Raw genomic sequence first — 17,109 nt, 5'->3', positions numbered from 1 at the left:
GGTTTATTTTTAATCAAAATATAGGGTTATGTCTGCTTTATGTGAAAAATCTAGTGAGAAGTAATTTATATTAAATTAACCATTGCACAACAGTTAAAGACACGTTACGTTAACAGTATGGAGAATAAAGATGCAGTATATAAACAATAAACTGCATAAATAGATGGAAGAGAAGTAATGTATCAAACTGATGATGTACGAATTAATAAAGTAAAAGAACTATTACCGCCTGTTGCTGTTTTAGAAAAATTTCCAGCGACTGAGATTGCGGCGAAAACTGTATTTCAATCTCGTGAAGCTATCCATAATATTTTACAAGGTGACGATGATCGCCTTCTTGTTATTATTGGCCCGTGTTCAATTCATGATACTGAAGCCGCTTTAGAATATGGTGCCAAACTTAAAACATTACGTGATGAGTTAGGGGATCGCCTTGAAGTAGTTATGCGTGTCTATTTTGAAAAACCACGTACAACAGTAGGTTGGAAAGGGTTAATCAATGACCCGTACATGGATGATTCATTTAAGTTAAATGATGGTCTTCGTATGGGACGTAAGTTGCTGCTTGATCTTACTGATATGGGTTTACCAACTGCTGGTGAATTCCTAGATATGATCACTCCACAATACATGGGTGACTTAATCAGCTGGGGTGCTATCGGAGCACGTACAACTGAGTCACAAGTTCACCGTGAGCTATCTTCAGGTCTTTCTTGTCCTGTTGGTTTTAAGAATGGTACTGATGGCAACATTAAAATTGCCACTGATGCAATCCGCTCGGCGGGTTCTTCTCACCATTTCTTATCAGTAACTAAATATGGTCACTCTGCAATTATTGAAACTGCAGGTAACCCTGATTGCCATATTATCCTTCGTGGTGGTAAAGAGCCAAACTACAGTGCCGCTCATGTTAAGCCAGTTAAAGAGCAATTAGCTGCTTCAGGTTTACCTGAAAAAGTGATGATTGATTTTAGTCATGCTAATAGCTCAAAAGACTTTAAGCGCCAGATGATTGTTTCTGATGATGTTTCTGGTCAGATTGCGGGCGGTGAAGAAGCTGTATTTGGTGTGATGATTGAGAGTCACCTTGTAGAAGGCCGTCAAGATTTGGTTTGTGGTAAAGCAGAGACTTATGGCCAATCAATCACCGATGCATGTATTGGTTGGGATGACACTGAAGCCGTACTCCGTCAATTAGCTGAGGCTGTTACTGCTCGTCGAAATAAATAAGTTGTTAGAATAATAATAACGCCAGTCACTTTAAAATGACTGGCGTTTTTTTGTAGAAGTAGTTATCACATTAGTTACCCTGACCTTTTGCCATGGTGACGGTTCGTTTTAGCGTCCAACGTAATAATAGTGGAATGCTATCAATACCTTGTTCTTCACTGTGCTGCACGATAGCTAACGCTAAATCTGGCTTTGCATATTTCTTTAGTGCTTTAATTATTATTTTCTTTGGGGGAACATGTTGATCTTTTGGTATATTCGCAAGTTCTCTGAATAGATCTTCAAACCCATGATGATAAAGGTAGTGCTCAATGTCTTTATGAGGTAATTCGGTCAATCTATGGCGTTCGTGCTCATGATCTAACTGACTTTTCACCGCAAATGCGTATTTCTTACCTGCGGGATCTCCATCTGTCACAACGTGCCATTCAATATGCAGCGCTTTGGCTATTTTAATTAATGATTTTAATCCTGATTGAGCAAATTCAATAATTTGTACGCCTTCAGCAGCAAGGTTATATCCTAGCATTCGAGCCATTTCATTGAATAACCAGACTTCTGTTTCACCTTCTACTAATAACCAACATCGCGCAAATAAAGCGTTCGTTCGTTGAAAGCGGATATGAAAAGTGATGCGACGTAAATCATCTCTTGATAAACAGGTTGGTGAGACAGAATAGCTAGAAGTGGAGTCTGATTCTCTCACTAAGCGGCGAATTGAGCATAATGGAACGGCACTTAATAACTCGCTACTGTTGGTGGTGAGGATCTTTTGCATGGGTATATGATTAAGTAAAGACCATGCTTGAATAAGTTGTGTTGGGTGTAATCGGCCTTCTGGATCTTCAATAATCATTAGCGGTCTTGCTGATTTTTTTAGTGTGTTAGGGCCTTTTGCACGCAAATAAGTATTTAATAAGCCAAGTAGCAAGAGTTTTGTCTGTTTTGTATTATCTTGATTAATAAATTGGGATAAGGAAACACCTTCTGTTTTTTGTCCAAAAAAGAGATCATCATGAATGCGATGTGGTGTGTGCTTTTTGTGATTCCGAAAGGCAAAATAATGCTCAACTAGTGATTGCATAGAGCGAAGGGCGCTTTTTATTTCCCCTCGATTAACTTGACCTGGTGCGCTTATCAAGCGGCGACAAGTATTATTTATTCTTCGTTCTATACGATCATTGGAAAGAGGAGGAATCGCATCCTCTTGGTTTAATCGACGAGAATCACGGATGCGGATCACTGGGTGAAGGTGGATTAATTCAGTGACTAATTTTTCAATTTTATGGTATCGAAGAACATTACCTTCATTATCTAGAAAGGTACTTGAAGAGGTGATTTTGTCGTTATTATTTGTCGCACTAATACGATAATAGATCCGTTGGCAATGATTAGACGCGTCTGGTTGCCAAAGACTAGACAGTTTTCTGTACCGTCCTGCTCGGTGTTCATTCTTTTCTGTGGTCTTCCAGCTGATGATTATTTGGATATGTTGATCTTGAGTGTACGAGATAGAATGATCTTGATGAAAGTCTTTTAACGTGAATTGGTGAAGCTCTCCTGAAACAGGCAATGCAATGGATAAGGCATCAAGTAAAGATGATTTTCCCCACGTGTTTTCACCAATTAAGGTGGTTAATTGTTCAAATGAAAGGGATAAGCGTTTAATACCTCTAAATCCTGAGACTTCAATTCGTTCTAAGAGCATAATGATTCCTCATCAGAGACGGGTTATAAATAACTATATAGCAACTGAATCAAGTAAAGCATTATGGGAGTCACAATTATTAATTATACTGACGGTAACTTACTGAATTTTTTATAAGTAATAATGTTGATTTTTAGGTCATTGTATACAGGTATAGTGACCATCTAGTTAGTTTGTTATATTTGTTTGCTCTAAAAAGGAAAAGAAATGGAAAATCAAAAGAGCAATATATTAAGAGTCATGCACATTAATGACACGCATTCTTATTTTGATGAATCAGTAATCGCACTGAATTGCCGTGGATTAGATAAGTTTTATATCAAATGTGGTGGTTTTTCACGCTTATCTCACCAAATTGCGCTTCTCTCAGAAGCGCATAAGCAAAAAGGGGGAGCTGTTTCTCTGTTTCACGCGGGTGATTGTTTTCAAGGTACCCTATATTTTTCATTGTATAAAGGCAAAGCGAACGCTGAATTGCTTAACCAATTACCTCTTGATGGCATGGTACTCGGAAATCACGAGTTTGATCTTGGTAATGATCTCGTTAGTGAGTTTATTGCATCGACTCAATTTCCGATATTAATGGGTAACTGGGATTTAAGTCATGAAGAGCAGTCAAAAGGTCATGGGTTAAAATATCAAGAACGGATCTTAGATTTTGATACGGATCGCCAGATCGCTAAGTACATGATTAAACACGTCGGTAATATTGACGTTGCTATTTTTGGTTTAACGATAGATCAAATGGAAGTGTTAGCTAGCCCTGATCCTGACACTCCCTTTAAAAATGCGATTGAGACAGCAAAATCAACGATGCAGTACTTAGCAGCTAAAGGTATCGATAACGTTATTATTGTGAGTCATCTTGGTTATGAAGCGGACAAACAATTAGCTCAATCTGTTTCTGGGATTGATTTGATCATTGGTGGTCATAGTCATGTGTTGCAAGGTGACTTTACTGAGATTGGTTTGGAAGAGCGAGCAAATTACGGTGAAAGAGTTAATGGAACTCACATTGTGCAAGCTGGCTGTCATGCGCTTGCCTTGGGCTATTGTGATTTAACCTATTCTAATGACGGAAAGTTAATTGGATTTAATGGGAAAAATAGCTTATTGATTGATGATGTTGCGTATACGGATAAGGCGTGCAGTCATCAAATTGAAGCCGAACAATTATCAAAAATCACCAAGACTTTAGCCGACTTTAAACATACTACCTTTTGCGATAAAGACCCAAAGATTGAAGCATTGCTCATCGATAAGTATCGAGAAGAAGTTGAACGTTTATCACAACAGATTATTGGACATTGCACTACCGATTTAAGTCATCGTCGTATTCCTGATGAACAAGGACAAAGTGATATCGCGCCTTGGGTTGTCGAGTCATTTTATTCAAAAGCTCATCAAATAGATAATCGAGTTCAGTTTGCAATGCATAACGCAGGGGGTGTGCGCGCGGGGTTAAATCAAGGGGAGATCACTTATGCTGATATTGCCGGAAAAGTATTGCCTTTCGCGATTCCCATTGTCATTTATAGTATTAAAGGAAAATACTTAAAAGCGGCAATAGAGGGGGCAATTGATAACGCAACAGATAATGGGGTGATTGGTAGTGGCTCAGGCAGCTTTCCTTATGTATCTCAGCTGCGTTATCGCTATGATGCAAGTAAACCAAGCGGCTCTCGCATTACTGAATTTAGTATTTATAACCCTAAGGTAGGGTGGTTAAGTGTTCTTGATGAAAAAATATACTATGGCACATCAACAGCTTATACCATTAAGGGTAAAGAGGGATATGCGCCTCTTCTGCATAGAGAAGAAGAGGTGATCACGACGTCTTATTCAATGGCAGATTGTATGATTGATTATCTATCTCATTATCCAGATCTAGCAAAACCGACTGAGTGTTTGAATCAATATCACAGAAATGAGAAAGCAGTCGTATAGGTGGCATAAGCTTTGCTAACTATTTTATGGAATAAGAAATTTTGTGAGAGAGGTTTCTATGAATAATACGTGCTGTGAGTATAAATAGGTAAATGATGGATAATGATTGGTCTGATAAGTTCTTAGTAGCCAGTTGGCTTTCTGCTTGGGCAGTAATTGCTTACTTCGTTCAATTTTCATAATAAATGAACTCCCTACTTAGTTAGGGAGTTTTTTTACCATAAATAAACTTATCCTGACTGCCTTTGTTTCTATTTTGTTATTGTTTTGTTCTTTTGAAAAAATTCATGCACAAAAATGATGTTAATTTAATTTTGCGGTGCTTTTTTATTCAATGAAGATTGCTACTATTGCCTAAAAATTCATCTTGACTGACTGAATTGTAATGTAATATTTACATTAGAAAATCTAATATTAGTTTGGAGAAAAAGTCATTTTTTGAGGTGTGAATTTAGTTTTATTATCCTCTCATCAAAAACATTTTATGAATTTCAAGTGAGGCAATCATGGCACAAGCAGCAATGAACATTAACAACATCGCTACTTCTTCTTTGGAAAAGAAGGCCTATTCAGTAAGTATCAAAGGATTGATTGCTCATTTAGTTGATGTTTTATTTGGTAAAGACCAAACGATGTCAACTCATTATACTTCTGAATTATCAGAGCACTTACAAAAAGACCTTGGTCTATATCGTTAAGTTCTCAGTAATAAAAAACCAGCATTCGTGCTGGTTTTTTTGTTTCTGGCCTTGGACAACAGCAATAGTATCTCGTGATATTGTTATTCAATTAGCTACTGAATATTCTGAATTAGGTTAGCCTGTTGAGCTGAACGGCTCTGAATACTAGAAAGAGCTAGCAACGTAAGCATGCATAAAAAAGCCATTTATTTTTGTTGTTATTTAATAATATTAAGGGGGATCACGATAATCTAGATATACCCTTATCGGTACGCATGCCTGTTTATGTGGTATGATTGTATTTCATACTAAGGAGCGTCCATGAAAAAAATCTTACTTTCTCTTTCTCTGCTGTTGTTTTCAGCTAATATATCTGCCTCACCAATGATTGAAAAGAATCGCGTTATTTGTGACAACCAGAAATCGATGAAAATCTTTTTGAATCGTAAAGATAATGGTAAGGCAAAGCTTCCTTCAGATTGTAAAAAGCTGGACTACAAGCGTAAAGGTAAGGTAGTTAAAACCTTTACGAATAAAGGTTTTGTAAAGTTTGAGACGAAAACCGGCCAAACATTCTACGCTCCAACGGCAGCTGTGAAGCGTTAATTACCCAAAGTTTCTTTGAATGGCGTGATCATGTAAGTGGCTACGCCATTTCTTTATCTGCTTATAAGTCAACCATTTCCCTTTGTAAAAACCGTAAATTTTTCAAATATTTAACTCTAGGTCACTTAATTGTTATTTTTTTCAATCTATACTGATGGGAATTATAACAAAATAAGAGGTCGCCTTATGTCTACTTTACCTCTCACGCATAAGCAAGTTTATCGTTCAGCAAACCTAGATGAAAGTACATGTAAATCAACTAAATATATAACTCCCATTGATGAAATTGTAGGACAAGACAGAGCGCAACAAGCGGTTGAATTTGCTATGTCTATTCCTGACCGTGGTTATAATATCTATGCCGTTGGTCAGAATGGGCTTGGTAAGAGAACCATGGTTCTGCGTTATCTTAAGCGCCATAACCCTGCAGGCAATGGTGTTTGTGATTGGTGCTATGTCACCAACTTTGATGATACTCGAGCACCCAAAGTACTAAAATTACCGGTAGGAACGGGGCTGAATTTCAAAAAAGAAATTGAAAAGATCACTCTGAAACTGGTGAAGGCTATTCCATTAGCATTTGATAATGAGCTGTATTACACCAGAACAGGTACGCTTAAAAATCAATTAGCTGATAAACAAGAATCATTATTGGGTTCATTAACGAAAGAAGCGAAAAGTAAAGGTATTAGCCTGGCGGTTACGACTCAAGGTGATTATCAATTTATAGCAATGAATGGTGAAGAGCTACATAGCGAAGAAACATTTGATGCATTAGATAGACAAGAGCAGCGTCAACTTGAGTCAATTATTGATGAATTAGAAATTAAATTACGCAGTCTTGTTCGTCAGTTGACGGAATGGGAAGATAAATATTCCGATAAGATTGAAAAGTTAAATGAAGAAATTGTTTCTCAGGTATTAACGGTTAACTTTGAAGTAATTAAAACTAAATACAGTGATTCAAAAATCATTTCTCAACACCTTAAGGATATGGAAAAAGACATCTTAGAAAACTTTGATGTGTTCCTCCAAGAGGGTAATGAAGACGCTGAACTGGCATATGCTTCTTTAGAGAAAAGGTTACCTCGTAGATATCAAATTAATCTACTTGTTAGTCAAAAAGATGAGCAGTTCCCATTAATTGTCGAAGAAAGCCCGAGTTATCACAATTTATTCGGATACATAGAAAACGCGACATTTAAAGGAACTGTATTTACAGATTATTCATTAATTCGCGCCGGTAGTCTTCATAAGGCGAATGGCGGAGTGTTACTCATGGATGCGGTTAAAGTGCTTGAAAGACCGTATGTTTGGGATGGATTAAAGAGAGCATTACGCTCTCAAAACCTAAACCTAAGTTCTCTTGAAAGGGAAGTGACGCTATCAGGAACCGTGTCTTTAGAGCCAGAGCCTATTCCGCTAAATGTAAAAATAATCTTATTTGGAGACTATCAAACTTATCAATTACTTCAACATTATGACTCAGAATTTAGTGAGCTTTTTAAAGTCACTGCTGATTTTGAAGACGACATGCCAAGAACTGAGGCTTCAGAATTTCATTATGCACAATTTATTTCGAGTATTGTACATGATGGTAAAATGCTGCAATGTGATAAAAAAGCGATAGAACGAATTATAGAATACAGCTCCCGTCAGACTGGGGATCAAAATCGACTCTCTTTACATTCTGCGGATATTTCCAATTTATTAAAAGAAACTAACTACATAGCAAGAGCGGCTAAGTCAAATATGATCCGTTTAAAACACGTAGAACAAGCATTAGCGAATAAAGAGCATCGAGTTAATCGAGTTCAAGATGGAGTAATGCAAAGCTTTGTTAATGGTACAACCTTAATGGAGACAGAAGGTGGGGTTGTTGGCCAAGTCAACGCACTGTCTGTTTTATCTACATCAAATCACCAATTTGGAATGCCAAATAGAATTACCGCAACCACTTCGTTTGGTAAGGGGGAGGTATTTGATATTGAAAGAAAAGTAGAGCTTGGAGGCAGTATCCACTCAAAAGGAGTGTTTATTCTTAGTGCTTACTTATCTTCGTTATTTGGAAGTGAAAAAAGAATTCCATTAAAGACATGCTTGGCATTTGAGCAGTCTTACGGAGGGGTTGATGGAGACAGCGCATCAATGGCTGAGTTCTGCTCTATTATTTCCGCTTTTTCTGAAAAGCCAATACGTCAAGATATTGCAATAACAGGGTCGATGAATCAATTTGGTGAAGCGCAGCCTATTGGTGGCGTAAATGAAAAAATTGAAGGTTTTTATCAAGTATGTAAAATTAAAGGCTTAAAAGCACATCAAGGGGTGATAATTCCTCATTCTAATATCCAAAATCTAATGTTAAACAGTGAAGTGACTCAAGCAATAGAAAAAGGGTCATTTACGATTTGGCCTGTTCAGCATGTTAGTGAAGCGATTGAACTATTGATGGGCTCTCCTGTTGAGTCAGAAAGTAGTGGTGGCATTTATACTATCATTCGCTCTAAATTCGCTTCTTAAATAAAATTAGAGAAAGGCATAAGATCATTTTTATGCCTTTTTTTATATTGTTATAAGAGAATTGAATTAATAATTAAAACGGTGATATAATCATCAGCAGATAACAATAAAATAAAAAGCGCTTTATCCCAACCTATTTTATGCCTGTTATTTGTTTATTCCAATGTGCTCAGAGGCTTTACTATGTATCATCCCTTATCTCCACGACTTGATTACAGTACTTTTTTGATCGTACGTGGAAAAAAAACTTACATCGAAGAAAATTTATTGTTACGAGTAAAACTGGTTGATATAGCAGGCACTGAATATTGGATACCAATTGGTATTAATTGGAATGATGGTCAATCGACTAAGCGCCGTAGAATGGAATTTGCACAAGTACGTTTTGCTCGTAAAGGTCAACCTTATTACAGTAAAGCTTATTACGCCGATTTTGAAAATGAAGAGAGTGATGTTGATGCTCGTTCAGAAGCGATCATTGAAGCGGCGTGGTCTATTGCTGAATTGGTTGAGCAAGATGAATATGAAACTGCAGATGCAGCACGAAAAACAAAAACCTTTACTGCCAAATCAGCTTACCAAGGCTTACACCCAAACATTCAGCTAAAGTTATCAATGGTTAATGGCACACCTTATGTGAACAGTCACTTTGAACGCCATGAAAGTAAATCTTGCTATCGTTCTCATAACTTTTCTCGTAGTTTATATAACGTTAATTTTGATGATCTTGGTGCGTTCCTTGCTGAATTAAATGCAATTGGTGAGGTACTAGATACTTACTTAAAAACGAAAGATGCAGACATCAAAACGTTTAGACCAAGTAAAACATTAACGACAACCCCATTATCTAAATTTGAAATGCGTGAAATTTGTGACCAATTAATTCAAAAGGCAATGGATGGTTGCATGGCTGAGTTTAAAGAGACTTGGTTTGAATTTAGAAGAAAACCAAAGCAAATATTAATGATTGAAGCGGATGATAAATCTCATTTTGTTGTAAAAAAAGAATTTGTTAAGACAGGTTCGAAGATAGAACTGAACAAATTTAAAGCTTGTACTCATCCTACACATGTATTGAGAAAAGTCGCGTTGATGAAAGCCAATTATAATTGGGCAAATTATAAAAATGAGCGTAAAGCTGAATCGGCAAAAGGTAAGTACTTCAAAGCTGCTCATCCCTCATCTGGTATTATTGGGGTCGTTGTTAAAGTGACAGACGATGAAACCATCTATAAAGGGATTATTGGACAAACACCACGAAGCAGCTATAAATTTAAAATATTTTCAACGAAGACAATGAGTGATAAAAACGCATTTATTGCAGCAAAACAAGCCTATCTTGAAGCGATGAAAGAGAAAGAATGGTCTGAGTATAAATTGACAAAGGAATTTTCAATTTATAAAGCTAAGTAAAACACTTCTCTTAATCTAGTTGATAATTAAGAGAAGTTAATTGCTGCTATTCTTCTTTATCTTTGAATATACTAAGATCTAGCTCTAGTGGTAAACCTAACCACACCGCAGAGCTAGTATGATCAAGATATTCATCTTCAGTTAACGGATGGACTAACACCGATAATTGATTTCTATTTTCTTCTAGCCATACCATTACTTCATCATAATCATGATGCTTGAAAGAAACTTGTCGACTCCAAACTGGATGAGGTCCGACAGGTTTTTGATTCACGTTTCCTAATTGGTATCCAAATTTCTCATGCAGCTGCTCTGTTAAACTAACAGCAAAATCGATACTTGTTTGATCGAAATAAACGTGAACATGATAACCATTGATGTCTGATTCGTACATATTATCTTCTTAAATAGGAAATATAAAAAAGGCCAAACCGAAGTTTAGCCTTATTATAGTTCATTTTAAATGAGAATGATTATTCCCAATCTAGAATAACTTTACCTGACATACCAGAGCGCATCATGTCGAAGCCTGCTTGGAAGTCATCAATTTTGTAGTGGTGAGTGATGATTGGTGTTAGATCTAGGCCTGATTGGATCAAGCTTGCCATCTTATACCAAGTTTCAAACATCTCACGACCGTAGATACCTTTAATAACCAAGCCTTTGAAGATCACTTGAGTCCAGTCTACAGTCATGTCAGATGGTGGAATACCTAATAGAGATATTTTACCACCATGGTTCATGTTAGTTAGCATGCTGTTGAATGCCGATGGAACGCCAGACATTTCTAAACCAACATCAAAGCCTTCTGTCATGCCTAGATCTGACATTACGTCTTCAAGTTTCTCGTTCATTACGTTTACGGCACGAGTAACGCCCATCTTTTTAGCAAGATCTAAGCGGTATTCGTTTACATCAGTAATTACAACGTGACGAGCACCAACGTGTTTAGCAACTGCAGCAGCCATGATACCAATTGGACCAGCACCTGTGATAAGAACGTCTTCACCCACTAAGTCAAATGATAGGGCAGTGTGAACCGCGTTACCAAATGGGTCAAAGATTGATGCTAGATCATCAGAAATCTCAGATGGGATCTTAAATGCATTAAATGCAGGAATCACTAAGAACTCAGAGAATGCGCCTGTGCGGTTTACACCAACACCTGTTGTATTACGACAAAGGTGGGTACGGCCGCCACGACAGTTACGACAGTGACCACAAGTGATGTGACCTTCGCCAGAAACACGGTCGCCAATTTCAAAACCACGAACTTCTTGGCCGATACCAACCACTTCACCCACGTATTCGTGACCTACAACCATAGGAACAGGAATGGTTTTTTGTGACCATTCATCCCAGTTGTAGATATGTACATCAGTACCACAAATTGCAGTTTTCTTAATACGGATAAGAAGATCGTTATGACCCATTTCAGGTTTTTCAACCTCGGTCATCCAAATGCCTTCTTCAGGTTTTAGTTTTGAAAGTGCTTTAATTTTCATTATTTGATGATCTCCATGTCTTTACCTACAGCGATAAAGGCATCAATTGCGCGATCTAGTTGCTCACGAGAATGAGCAGCAGACATTTGTGTACGAATACGAGCTTGGCCTTTAGGCACGACTGGGAAAGAGAAAGCAACAACATAGATGCCTTTTTCTAACGCACGCTCTGCGAATTCAGCAGCTAGTTTTGCATCGCCTAGCATGATTGGGATGATAGCGTGGTCAGCACCACCCATTGTGAAACCAGCGCCTTCCATGCGAGTACGGAAATGAGCAGAGTTTTCCCATAGGCTTGTACGTAAATCACCTGACTCAGCCAGTAAATCAAGAACACGAATAGAGGCAGAAACAATCGCAGGAGCAACAGAGTTCGAGAATAGGTATGGACGAGAACGTTGACGTAACCAATCAATCACTTCTTTTTTGCCTGAAGTATAACCGCCTGATGCGCCACCCATTGCTTTACCTAGCGTACCAGTAATGATATCGATGCGGTCAATAACGTCATGATGCTCATGAGTACCAGCACCGTTTTCGCCCATAAAGCCAACAGCGTGAGAGTCATCAACCATAACCAGTGCTTCGTACTTATCAGCTAAATCACAGATAGCCGGAAGATTAGCAACTACGCCGTCCATTGAGAACACACCATCTGTAACGATAAGTGTATGACGAGCGCCAGCTTCTTTTGCTGCAATTAGTTGTTCTTCTAACTCAGCCATGTCGTTGTTTGCGTAACGGAAACGCATTGCTTTACAAAGGCGAACACCATCAATGATTGATGCATGGTTTAGGGCATCAGAGATGATTGCATCTTCTTTACCTAAAATTGTTTCGAATAAACCCGCGTTTGCATCAAAACATGATGTGTAAAGGATCGTGTCTTCTTTACCTAAGAAAGTAGATAGTTTTTCTTCTAGTACTTTATGTGAGTCTTGAGTACCACAGATAAAACGGACAGAAGCCATACCAAAGCCGTGCTCATCCATACCATTTTTTGCTGCTTCAATAAGAGCAGGGTGGTTAGCTAAACCTAAGTAGTTGTTTGCACAGAAGTTTAGTACTTCTTGACCAGTAGAGATAGAAACTGATGCTTTTTGAGCTGAAGTAATAATACGTTCAGATTTGTATAAACCTTCGCTCTTTACTTCTTCAATTTGATTTTGGATCTGAGTGTAGAATGCAGAAGACATTATCTTTCCTTCTTGTAGTTATGATAAATAGATTCTAATTGAAAGTGATTGCGACTATTATCCCTAAAAAAGGAAAAGCATTAGTGAATCATGGTCACAAATAAACTTATTAATCTATTACCCGACTTAGCGACTTTTATTATAGTCGTAAATGAAGGCAGCTTTACGGCGGCGGCTAAAAAGCTGGGTGTAACTCCGTCGGCGTTGAGTAAGCTTATTACTCGTTTGGAAAATGCACTCTCTGTTAAGTTGTTTGAGCGAACAACGCGTAGTCTGCTGATCACGGAGTCTGGTAAAAAAATATACCAACAATCTGTCATTATGGTTGAAGCGGCACAGCAGGCGATTGATATTTCGAGCTCAGAGCATATTGTTCCGTCTGGAAGTTTGACGGTTGCAGCCCCAAAAGCATTTTTAACGATCGTACTTCAACCATTAATTACCCCATTTTTGATTAAGTATCCTAAAATCCAATTAAAGCTAAGAGCATCGGATGGTGATATCGATATGATAGCTCAAGGGATTGATGTGGTTTTTCGTTTAACCGATAAACCAACAGAAGGATTGATCATGAAAGAAATAGGAAAGGTTAATCTCAGCTTATGTGCTAGTCCCTCTTATATAAAAGAGAGAGGATTGCCAACCCACCCACATGATCTTACTCATCATGACTGTCTTTATTTAGGTGAAACGACAACGGATCATATTTGGGAATTTGTAAAAGCTGAAGAAAGCCATGTTATTGCCGTGACTGGTCGTTATGCTGTTAACCATTCGCAAATGCGATTGAATGGAGTGAAGGATGGTTTTGGTATCGGGATTTTCCCTGATTTTGTTATCAAAGAGGCGTTAGATAATAACGAAGTTGTTCCCGTTCTCTCTGATTGGCAAATAAAAGGAAATTATCATGGTGTTATCGCTATGCAATACGCTCAGAATAAATATATGCCTTCTCGTTTAAAAGTTTTTACTGAATTTGTAAAAGAGAATTTAATGAAAGAGCAGAGTAAGTGATGAAGAAGCTAGAGTTACGATTATTGAGAGGCTTGCCGGGAAGTGGTAAATCGACCTTGGCACAAAGTTTGGATCTGATACATCTTGAAGCGGATCAGTTTTTTGTGAATGAAGAGGGGGCTTACTGTTTTGATGGTACTCTTTTAAGCTCTGCTCATCAATGGTGTCAGTTACAATGTGAATTCCACTTATATCATGGCAGAAGTGTTGTCGTCGCTAATACTTTTGTAAAGCAGTGGGAAATGGATGCATACAGAAAAATTGCTCAAAAGTACGATGCTGTATTAGAGATAGATGTGTGCAAGGGAAAATTTAAAAGCACTCATAATGTCCCTGAAAATGTAATCAAAAGGATGAAAAAGGAGTGGGAGGCCTAAAATTAGCTCAGGGTTGAGCATTTTACTTTCGATTTGTTTGTTTTTTGAGCGGTTGATTTTTTATGTTTAAAAAGGGCTTGCAACTCATCATTAAATCTCTATACTTCGCTTCCGTTGTCACAGCAAACCTTTATTAGTAAGGGCTAGCGGTGATAACAAGAAGTGAAACATTGACGCGAACCGAGTTTTCAAAAGTTGCTTGCAGCTTACTTTTAGTAATTTAAATGACACTTCACGCAAAACATGGCGAAAGCTGAGTTTTGAGCTCTTTAATAATTAGACCTTAGCAATCTGTGTGGACACTTATGGATTGATAGTCAAAATAGCTTAACTTATTTATAAGTGAGCAACTATCAATGAACTGAGTGACTACACTAATTTATTTATGTAAGAAATCAGTATTAATCATTGAGCTGGTTTTGTTTCTGCTGAAACAAACCAAAAAACTTTAATTGAAGAGTTTGATCATGGCTCAGATTGAACGCTGGCGGCAGGCCTAACACATGCAAGTCGAGCGGTAACAGAAATTAGCTTGCTAATTTGCTGACGAGCGGCGGACGGGTGAGTAATGCCTGGGAATATGCCTTGATGTGGGGGATAACTATTGGAAACGATAGCTAATACCGCATAATGTTTTTGTTCATTACGAACAGGAACCAAAGAGGGGGATCTTCGGACCTCTCGCGTCAAGATTAGCCCAGGTGAGATTAGCTAGTTGGTGGGGTAAGAGCTCACCAAGGCGACGATCTCTAGCTGGTCTGAGAGGATGATCAGCCACACTGGAACTGAGACACGGTCCAGACTCCTACGGGAGGCAGCAGTGGGGAATATTGCACAATGGGCGAAAGCCTGATGCAGCCATGCCGCGTGTATGAAGAAGGCCTTCGGGTTGTAAAGTACTTTCAGTCGTGAGGAAGGGTGTGTAGTTAATAGCTGCAYATCTTGACGTTAGCGACAGAAGAAGCACCGGCTAACTCCGTGCCAGCAGCCGCGGTAATACGGAGGGTGCGAGCGTTAATCGGAATTACTGGGCGTAAAGCGCATGCAGGTGGTTCATTAAGTCAGATGTGAAAGCCCGGGGCTCAACCTCGGAACCGCATTTGAAACTGGTGAACTAGAGTGCTGTAGAGGGGGGTAGAATTTCAGGTGTAGCGGTGAAATGCGTAGAGATCTGAAGGAATACCAGTGGCGAAGGCGGCCCCCTGGACAGACACTGACACTCAGATGCGAAAGCGTGGGGAGCAAACAGGATTAGATACCCTGGTAGTCCACGCCGTAAACGATGTCTACTTGGAGGTTGTGGCCTTGAGCCGTGGCTTTCGGAGCTAACGCGTTAAGTAGACCGCCTGGGGAGTACGGTCGCAAGATTAAAACTCAAATGAATTGACGGGGGCCCGCACAAGCGGTGGAGCATGTGGTTTAATTCGATGCAACGCGAAGAACCTTACCTACTCTTGACATCCACAGAAGAGACCAGAGATGGACTTGTGCCTTCGGGAACTGTGAGACAGGTGCTGCATGGCTGTCGTCAGCTCGTGTTGTGAAATGTTGGGTTAAGTCCCGCAACGAGCGCAACCCTTATCCTTGTTTGCCAGCACGTAATGGTGGGAACTCCAGGGAGACTGCCGGTGATAAACCGGAGGAAGGTGGGGACGACGTCAAGTCATCATGGCCCTTACGAGTAGGGCTACACACGTGCTACAATGGCGCATACAGAGGGCTGCAAGCTAGCGATAGTGAGCGAATCCCAAAAAGTGCGTCGTAGTCCGGATCGGAGTCTGCAACTCGACTCCGTGAAGTCGGAATCGCTAGTAATCGTGAATCAGAATGTCACGGTGAATACGTTCCCGGGCCTTGTACACACCGCCCGTCACACCATGGGAGTGGGCTGCAAAAGAAGTGGGTAGTTTAACCTTCGGGAGGACGCTCACCACTTTGTGGTTCATGACTGGGGTGAAGTCGTAACAAGGTAGCCCTAGGGGAACCTGGGGCTGGATCACCTCCTTAAACGATAGATTACGATTTATGAGTGTTCACACAGATTGCGAAGGTTGAAAAAATAAAGAGATTTGAAGGTGCCCGACACCTTCATAGTGTCCCGTTCGTCTAGAGGCCTAGGACACCGCCCTTTCACGGCGGTAACAGGGGTTCGACTCCCCTACGGGATACCACTTAGGGTCGTTAGCTCAGTTGGTAGAGCAGTTGACTTTTAATCAATTGGTCGCAGGTTCGAATCCTGCACGACCCACCATTCTTTCCACAGAGAATGGGTTTATTTCTGATAGAGTCAGGAGTAAATTGAAATATTATGTGGGCGATTAGCTCAGTTGGGAGAGCACCTCCCTTACAAGGAGGGGGTCACTGGTTCGAGCCCGGTATCGCCCACCATTTCATATGGATATACTCTTTAAATATTTCTGGAAGGATTCCAAACCAGTTCAAGAAATTGACCTAGGTTCGGATTTTTTGTGTCTGAAAATGCTTAAAAAGTATTTTATCATTAACAATGTTGATGATTTTATATAGCTCTTTAACAATTTGGAAAGCTGACTGATTTAGCTAACTTACGAGTTAGATAAATCAAAATTTAAAAGTTCTTAATATCTTTTGTTTATCTTAGATAAGCAAATTAAAAACACATTCAAGTGTTCTTGGTATTATTTTATTTCTACTTTTTAAGTAGAGGTAAAGAGCGAATCCGGCGAAAAACCAGAACTCGCAATGACGAGTTCAACCTTGGTTGTTTATGCCATACGAAACCTCTTGGGGTTGTATGGTTAAGTGACTAAGCGTACACGGTGGATGCCTTGGCAGTCAGAGGCGATGAAAGACGTATTAACTTGCGATAAGCGTAGATTAGGTAGTAAAAACCATTTGAGTCTACGATTTCTGAATGGGGAAACCCACTAGCAT

Annotated in this window: 12 protein-coding genes, 3 tRNA genes and 2 rRNA genes; 13 read left to right on the top strand and 4 right to left on the bottom strand. The window is 39.2% G+C overall.

What is annotated here, in order from left to right:
- Positions 1-177 precede the first annotated feature (177 nt).
- Positions 178-1,230 (top strand): 3-deoxy-7-phosphoheptulonate synthase AroG, encoded by a 1,053-nt coding sequence (gene aroG / locus ED622_RS00085; RefSeq protein WP_122031961.1) that lies wholly within the window; start codon positions 178-180, stop codon positions 1,228-1,230.
- Between the two features lie 70 nt (positions 1,231-1,300).
- Here the strand turns inward: aroG and ED622_RS00080 are convergent, their stop codons facing one another.
- Positions 1,301-2,938: an ATP-dependent endonuclease gene (locus ED622_RS00080; RefSeq protein WP_122031960.1), complete on the bottom strand. Its 1,638-nt coding sequence runs from the start codon at positions 2,936-2,938 to the stop codon at positions 1,301-1,303.
- A 207-nt stretch (positions 2,939-3,145) separates the two neighbouring features.
- Here ED622_RS00080 and ED622_RS00075 point away from each other — a divergent pair, with 207 nt between their 5' ends.
- The 5 genes from ED622_RS00075 (at position 3,146) to ED622_RS00055 (ending at position 10,104) form a co-directional block, all read left to right on the top strand.
- Entirely contained in the window at positions 3,146-4,885 is a 1,740-nt protein-coding gene (locus tag ED622_RS00075; protein WP_122031959.1) for a bifunctional UDP-sugar hydrolase/5'-nucleotidase, read from the top strand.
- A 506-nt stretch (positions 4,886-5,391) separates the two neighbouring features.
- The gene (locus ED622_RS00070) at positions 5,392-5,583 is read left to right on the top strand and encodes a hypothetical protein (RefSeq protein ID WP_122031958.1); all 192 of its coding nucleotides are present in this window, start codon (positions 5,392-5,394) and stop codon (positions 5,581-5,583) included.
- Between the two features lie 303 nt (positions 5,584-5,886).
- On the top strand, positions 5,887-6,171 hold the full coding sequence (locus tag ED622_RS00065) for a hypothetical protein (RefSeq protein WP_122031957.1): 285 nt from the start codon (positions 5,887-5,889) through the stop codon (positions 6,169-6,171).
- 186 nt (positions 6,172-6,357) lie between these two features.
- Entirely contained in the window at positions 6,358-8,691 is a 2,334-nt protein-coding gene (locus ED622_RS00060; protein ID WP_122031956.1) for a Lon protease family protein, read from the top strand.
- A gap of 183 nt (positions 8,692-8,874) precedes the next feature.
- On the top strand, positions 8,875-10,104 hold the full coding sequence (locus ED622_RS00055) for a hypothetical protein (protein ID WP_122031955.1): 1,230 nt from the start codon (positions 8,875-8,877) through the stop codon (positions 10,102-10,104).
- A 46-nt stretch (positions 10,105-10,150) separates the two neighbouring features.
- Here ED622_RS00055 and ED622_RS00050 read toward each other — a convergent pair whose 3' ends face one another.
- The 3 genes from ED622_RS00050 to ED622_RS00040 form a co-directional block, all read right to left on the bottom strand.
- Positions 10,151-10,498 carry a DOPA 4,5-dioxygenase family protein gene (locus ED622_RS00050; RefSeq protein WP_122031954.1) on the bottom strand — a complete coding sequence of 116 codons (348 nt, stop codon included), beginning with the start codon at positions 10,496-10,498 and terminating at the stop codon, positions 10,151-10,153.
- Between the two features lie 79 nt (positions 10,499-10,577).
- Positions 10,578-11,609 carry an L-threonine 3-dehydrogenase gene (gene tdh, locus ED622_RS00045; protein WP_122031953.1) on the bottom strand — a complete coding sequence of 344 codons (1,032 nt, stop codon included), beginning with the start codon at positions 11,607-11,609 and terminating at the stop codon, positions 10,578-10,580.
- Positions 11,609-12,805, bottom strand: coding sequence for a glycine C-acetyltransferase (locus ED622_RS00040; RefSeq protein WP_122031952.1), 1,197 nt, complete (start codon positions 12,803-12,805; stop codon positions 11,609-11,611). The genes tdh and ED622_RS00040 overlap by 1 nt, the downstream gene beginning before the upstream one ends.
- A gap of 90 nt (positions 12,806-12,895) precedes the next feature.
- Between ED622_RS00040 and ED622_RS00035 the strand changes: the two genes are divergently transcribed.
- The 7 genes from ED622_RS00035 to ED622_RS00005 form a co-directional block, all read left to right on the top strand.
- On the top strand, positions 12,896-13,819 hold the full coding sequence (locus ED622_RS00035) for a LysR family transcriptional regulator (protein WP_122031951.1): 924 nt from the start codon (positions 12,896-12,898) through the stop codon (positions 13,817-13,819).
- Entirely contained in the window at positions 13,819-14,196 is a 378-nt protein-coding gene (locus tag ED622_RS00030; RefSeq protein ID WP_105064278.1) for an AAA family ATPase, read from the top strand. The genes ED622_RS00035 and ED622_RS00030 overlap by 1 nt, the downstream gene beginning before the upstream one ends.
- Before the next feature lie 449 nt (positions 14,197-14,645).
- Positions 14,646-16,203 (top strand): 16S ribosomal RNA (locus ED622_RS00025).
- 88 nt (positions 16,204-16,291) lie between these two features.
- Positions 16,292-16,367, top strand: a tRNA-Glu gene (locus ED622_RS00020).
- Positions 16,368-16,371: 4 nt separating this feature from the next.
- Positions 16,372-16,447: transfer RNA gene (locus ED622_RS00015), tRNA-Lys, on the top strand.
- A gap of 61 nt (positions 16,448-16,508) precedes the next feature.
- A tRNA-Val gene (locus ED622_RS00010) sits at positions 16,509-16,584 on the top strand.
- Between the two features lie 387 nt (positions 16,585-16,971).
- Positions 16,972-17,109: ribosomal RNA gene (locus ED622_RS00005) — 23S ribosomal RNA — on the top strand; the annotation flags it as partial.

This window comes from Aliivibrio sp. EL58, assembly GCF_900312675.1.
Taxonomy (GTDB): Bacteria; Pseudomonadota; Gammaproteobacteria; order Enterobacterales; family Vibrionaceae; genus Aliivibrio.
This window is presented reverse-complemented; position numbering and strand designations above follow the sequence as displayed.